At 51.1% G+C, this 5,969-nt stretch carries 4 protein-coding genes; all 4 read left to right on the top strand.

Going from position 1 to position 5,969, the window contains the following annotated elements:
- The first annotated feature begins 214 nt into the window (after window positions 1-214).
- Window positions 215-778, top strand: coding sequence for a dCTP deaminase (dcd, locus tag Q0340_RS00070; protein WP_005871523.1), 564 nt, complete (start codon window positions 215-217; stop codon window positions 776-778).
- Window positions 779-781: 3 nt separating this feature from the next.
- Window positions 782-3,013 (top strand): type I DNA topoisomerase, encoded by a 2,232-nt coding sequence (gene topA / locus Q0340_RS00075; RefSeq protein ID WP_298081646.1) that lies wholly within the window; start codon window positions 782-784, stop codon window positions 3,011-3,013.
- A complete protein-coding gene (locus tag Q0340_RS00080; protein WP_298081647.1) occupies window positions 3,010-4,704 on the top strand; it encodes a metallophosphoesterase family protein in 1,695 nt (564 codons plus the stop codon). Before topA ends, Q0340_RS00080 begins: the two co-directional genes overlap by 4 nt.
- Before the next feature lie 126 nt (window positions 4,705-4,830).
- The coding region (locus Q0340_RS00085) for a cation:proton antiporter (RefSeq protein WP_298081648.1) at window positions 4,831-5,969 on the top strand (1,139 nt) is incomplete at its 3' end.

A 5,969-nucleotide genomic window follows, 5' to 3' on the forward strand; every position in this document is an offset into this window, starting at 1 on the left:
GTGCCGCCGGTAGCCAAGATATAGATATTGGGCTTTGCCGCCGCTAAAGAAGATGCGATAAAAAGCGCCGCCAGCGTAAATTTACTAAAAAGATTCATAATTTCTCCCTTGCAAAAACAAACTAAACGAGGGCTCATTCTAGCACAAAATTTGTTAAATATTATGTTTTGCTGCTATAATGCGCGAAAAATTTTGATTATTTTAAGGAAATTTTATGGGACTGAAAAGCGATAAATGGATCAGACAGATGTCGCAGCAGCACGATATGATAGCGCCCTTTTGCGAGGAAAATATCGGCCGCGGCGTCGTTAGCTACGGACTTTCCAGCTATGGATACGACATACGCGTAGCGCGCGAATTTAAAATTTTTACAAACGTCGGCGGAACGGTCGTCGATCCTAAAAATTTCGACGCAAAAAACGTCGTGGATTTTGAGGGCGACGTCTGCATAGTGCCACCGAATTCCTTCGCGCTAGCGCGCACCATCGAATACTTCAAAATGCCGCGCGATGTGCTTGCGATCTGCCTCGGTAAAAGCACCTACGCGCGCTGCGGCATCATCGTAAACGTAACGCCCTTTGAGCCGGGCTTTGAAGGGCACATCACGATTGAAATTTCCAACACCACGCCGCTGCCTGCAAAAATTTACGCGAACGAAGGGATCGCACAGGTTTTGTTTCTGCAAGGAGACGAGCCGTGCGAGGTGAGCTACTGCGACAAAAAGGGCAAATACCAAAGCCAAAAGGGCATCACGCTGCCTAGAATTCTGAAGGATTAAACAATGAAAAATTTAATCATCGTAGAATCCCCCGCAAAAGCCAAAACTATCAAAAAATTCTTAGGCGATGACTACGACGTCGTCGCTTCAAAAGGACATATCCGCGATCTGCCGCAGAAAAAATTCGGCATTAAAATCAAAGATAAAAGCTTCGAGCCCGAATACGAAATCAGCGCCGATCACGATCAGATCGTAAAGCAGATAAAGACGCTCGCTAAAAAGGCGGATCAAATTTATCTCGCGACGGACGAGGACCGCGAGGGCGAGGCGATCGCCTATCATATCGCCGCTTCGATCGGCAAGCAGGCACAGGAGCTGCCGCGCATCGTATTTCACGAGATCACCAAAAGCGCGATCTCAAACGCGCTAAGTTCGCCGCGCAAGCTGAATATCGCAAGCGTAAACGCCCAACAAGCGCGCCGCCTGCTCGATCGCATCGTGGGCTACAAACTAAGCCCGCTTTTAAATTTAAAGATCCAGCGCGGCTTAAGCGCGGGTCGCGTCCAAAGCGCCGCGCTTAAGATCGTCGTCGATCGCGAGCGCGAAATTTTAAATTTTAAACCGGTAGAATTTCACAGCATCGACGCGGTTTTTAAGAAGGACTTGGAAGCCGAGCTCGTGGAATTTCGCGGTAAAAAGATGGAAAAGCTCTCGGTCAAAAACGCGGCGCAGGCTAGCGAGATCGTCCTGACGCTGCAAAAAGACAAATTTAACGTAGAGAGTATCGAGAGCAAATCGCGCAAAACAAACCCTTACCCGCCGTTTATGACCTCGACGCTGCAGCAGGCGGCGAGTACGGCTCTGGGCTTTAATCCGCGCAAGACGATGAGCCTCGCGCAAAGCCTTTACGAAGGCGTCAATACCAAAAACGGCGGCGCGATCACCTATATGCGAACCGACTCGCTAAATATCGCTAAAGAAGCGATCGCGGCGGCTCGCGAGCTAATCGAGCAGCGCTTCGGCGAAAAGTATCTACCGAAAAGCCCGAATTTATACGCCACCAAAAGTAAAGGCGCGCAGGAAGCGCACGAAGCGATAAGGCCTACCGATCTAAAGCTTACCCCCGAGCTCGCGCAAAAAATCCTGCCTCGCGACGAATACCGCCTTTACGCGCTTATCTACAACCGCTTCGTAGCCTCGCAGATGAGCCCTAGCGTCTCGCAGATCCAAACGATCATCGTGCGCGGCGAAGCGGGTGCATTTAAGATCAGCGGGCGCAAGGTGGAATTTGACGGATTTTACAAGGCTTACGGCGATCTGGATAAGGATAAAATTTTACCAAGCCTTAGCGCGGGCGACGCGATGAGCCTGCAAAGCCTAAGCTCGCAGCAGCATTTCACCGAACCGCCGGCGCGCTATTCGGAAGCAAGCCTCATCAAAAAGCTCGAAAGCCTCGGCATCGGCAGGCCCTCGACCTATGCGCCTACCATCTCGCTGCTTACGGCGCGCAACTACGTAAATATCGAGCAAAAGCACCTGGTGCCGAGCGAGATCGCCTTTAAGATCACCGAGATGCTGGAGCAAAATTTTAAAAACATCGTCGATAGCGAGTTTACCTCCAAAATGGAAGAAAAGCTCGACGACATCGCCGAAAACAAAGCGGACTGGCAGCAAATTTTGGCGGATTTTTACTACCCTTTTATGGACGAGATCGCCAAAGGAAAAACGTCGATCGCAAGCCAAAAGCTAGCCGAAAAGATTGGCGAAGCATGCCCGAACTGCGGCGGCGAGCTACTTAGGCGCCAGGGCAGATTCGGCGAGTTCATCGCTTGCTCGAACTATCCGAAGTGCAAATACTCGCGCAACGCGGACGCCAGCGCCGAGGGGGCGAGCGAGGAGAAGGCGGCGCCCGAAGTGCTAGATGAAAAATGCCCGCAGTGCGGTAAAAATTTGATCAAGCGCAAGGGCAGATACGGCGAGTTTATCGCTTGCGAGGGCTATCCGAAGTGCAAATACTCGCGTAAAATCGAGGGCGCGGCAAAGGAGAAAAAACCGCTGCTCTCCACGGGCGTCAAGTGCCCGAGCTGCGGCACGGGCGAGATCGTCGAGCGCTTCTCCAGACGCGGCAAATTTTACGGCTGCACGAACTACCCTAAATGCGGCTTTGTGAGCAACTACGCGCCGATCGCGCGCGCATGCCCGCAGTGCGGCAACTCATACATGCTCCGCAAAGAGCTGAAAAAAGGCAACTTCGCCGAGTGCCCGCAGTGTAAGCTTAAAGAAGAGATCGATTGATAATAGGCATCATCTCGGACTCCCACCCTGAAACGGAGGTCGCTGCAAGCGCCATAGAGTGGTTGCTCGCGCGAGGAGCGGACCTGCTCGTGCACGCAGAGGGCATCGTCGAGAGCGAGACACTGAGGCTTTTGCGACAAAGCGGCAAGCCCTACTTCGCGGTTCTTGGCAACAACGACGAAGCGCTTGCGGAGCTAAAAAACGACTTCAACCTATACGATGAGCCCTTTTGCACGGAGTTTGCCGGGCTGCGACTAAAAATAATACACCATCCGTTTTATCTCTTTGACGAAGAACCCGCAGCGCAAAACGAAGCAGACGAATTAAATTTAGACGCGGATTTAGGTGCGGGTGCGGATCGCTCGGTAAATTTTCGCAGGGATTTCGGCGCAGGCCTAGTCAAAAATTTTAGCTTTAGCGACGAAGTAAGTCGCGGCACGAATTTAGGCTCAAACTGCGGAGCAGATCGCAGAGAAATTTTAGTTGCAAATTCTAAAGTAGCGGATCACGTAATAAATTTAACCGCACTGAGCGTGAGCTTAAATTTGACTGTAAGTTCAGGCTCAGACGCAAACGACGAAGGCAAAAATTCCGTCCGAAATTCTAAATCAAATTTCTCCGCCGCAGATTTAGACATAAACCTGCACTCGGGCGCTACGCGAAATTCTACGCCGATACGAGTCGCAAGCGGCGTGGCATATCAAAGCCCCGTCACAAAAATAGGGGCTGTAAATCCCGTCGTAGATAAAAATTACCTGACGGCGGCGTATCGAGGCTTTATTACGATAAGCTCGAGCTACGACGCACAAAATTTTACCCTTTATTGCGGCAAAAATTCCGACCGAAGCCAAAGCGAAAATTCTGCGCTCGCAATCCTTAATCAAATTCCAGGCGCTCTTATCGAGAGCAAAAATTTCTCTCCGAGCTTCGCCGCACCTAATCTAAAATCTGCGCTACGTAGTGATAAGAATTCTATCCAAAATCTCAGCGGGAATTCCGTTCAAAATTATAATTCCGCAGCTCAAGCCACGCAGGATTTAAACTTTGCGGCGACATATAAAAGTGCGATTCTCACGGCGCCGAGCGCAAAATTCGCTTCACTTCAAAATTCCGTGCTGCCTCAGAATTTTACCTCCTCGCAAAACTCCGCCTCATCGCAAAATTTCGTCCTACCGCCAAACTCCGCGAGAGAGGGCTGCGAAACGCCACTCAGATACGTTAGAATTTACGACCGCACCAGTTTTTTCGCTGCGGTAGCGGATCGCTACGTCACATCGATGGATTACCGACGATACAGCAGCGACGAATCGAAAGGGCTTGCTGATAAGCAGGGTATATCAAAAAACGGCACATCGGCAAATGGTCGCAGCGTAACGGCAGATTGCCACAGCACACCGGCGCACCAAAACAGCGCGATGAAAAATCGAAACGCCGCAGTGACGGATTGGCGCGATGTATCGATAGATAAAAACGCTACGGTGGCGTATCGGCAATGTGCGGCGGTGGGTTATTGCCACATGGCAGTGAATCAAAGCACTTTAGCGACGCAAAATTTAAATTTACGGCACGCTCGTGTTAAATCCGGGCGAGATTTGCGGGCGCAAAAAGCGGCTTCTCGGTTTGCCTGTGTTGTGGTACAAGAGCGAAAATTGCGCATATTTCGTCTCTGTTCGCAGCGCAAAGAACTATAAAGCGACCGAAAGGAAGTCTTAAAATGATACGAAAAGCCCCTGGGCAGCCAGAGAAAATGCTAGAAAGATGCGAAAAAATTCTAAAACAGTGCGGAGAAAATCTAAAAGGATGCGAGGCCAAAGCTTATGAATGAAATTTACGTCCTAATCGCGCTATCGTTTTTGATCTTTGCTTCGCCCTTTTTGGCTAGCCTTGCACGAATTCCGCTCTCGCCTATGGAGATCATGCTTGGCATCATAGCCGCAAATTTAGGGCTTTTGCCGCCAAGCGCGACCTTCGATCTAGCCGCGCAGATCGGCTTTTGCTACCTTATGTTTTTGGCGGGCTGCGAGGTGGATTTCCGCGCACTGCTTGCGATGCCGCGCAAAATTTTGCGGCTGATCCTAATCTTTTTGGCGCTGCTTTATATCCTAAGCGCGCTTGCGGTTTGGGTGTTTGAACTGCCGCAGATGCTTATCATCGCCGCGCCTCTGATGAGCGTCGGGCTGCTTTCGGCGCTGTATAAGGAATACGGCAAGGATCAAGCGTGGCTCAATCTCGCGATGCCCGCGGGCGTAATCGGCGAGCTCATCAGCATCGCCGTCCTCACGGTGGGCGGCATCTACCTTAAAAACGGCTTCGGCGTGGAGATGGCGCTTCATATCGGCGCGCTTTTGGGCTTTTCGGTCGCCGCTCTAGCGGTTTTTAAAGGGCTTGAAATTTTATTTTGGTGGTTCCCCGCGCTAAAAACGGTCATCATGCCCAAATACGACAAAAACGAAAAGGACGTGCGATTTGCGATGGCGCTGTTTTGCCTCATCTGCGCCGGAGTAATGCTTTTGGGGCTTGAGGTCGTCATCGGCGCCTTCATCGCAGGCACCTTTCTGCCGACCTTTTTCTCGCACAAAGACGACCTCATCGAGAAGCTATCGTCGTTCGGCTTCGGCTTTTTGGTGCCGATATTTTTCATACACACCGGAGCCGTGATCAAGCTAGAAGCGCTTCTTATGCCCGGAGTGATGAGCTTTGCCGCGAGCCTAGCGGCGCTGATGTTTGGCATCAGGCTGCTTGCGAGCGCTACGTTTTTAAGCACTCTGGGGCGCAAAGGCGCGGCGCTTTTCGCGCTATCGCTTTCTATGCCTCTGACGCTAGTGATCGCCACGGCGACGCTTTTTTACTCCACCGCCGCGATCTCGCAAGAGATATACTTCGCGATGATCATCGCCTCGCTCATAGAGGCGCTCGCGTCGATGATTTTGATAAATTTGATTTACAAGAAATTTTA

Source organism: uncultured Campylobacter sp., assembly GCF_938045595.1.
In the GTDB taxonomy this organism is placed as follows: domain Bacteria; phylum Campylobacterota; class Campylobacteria; order Campylobacterales; family Campylobacteraceae; genus Campylobacter_B.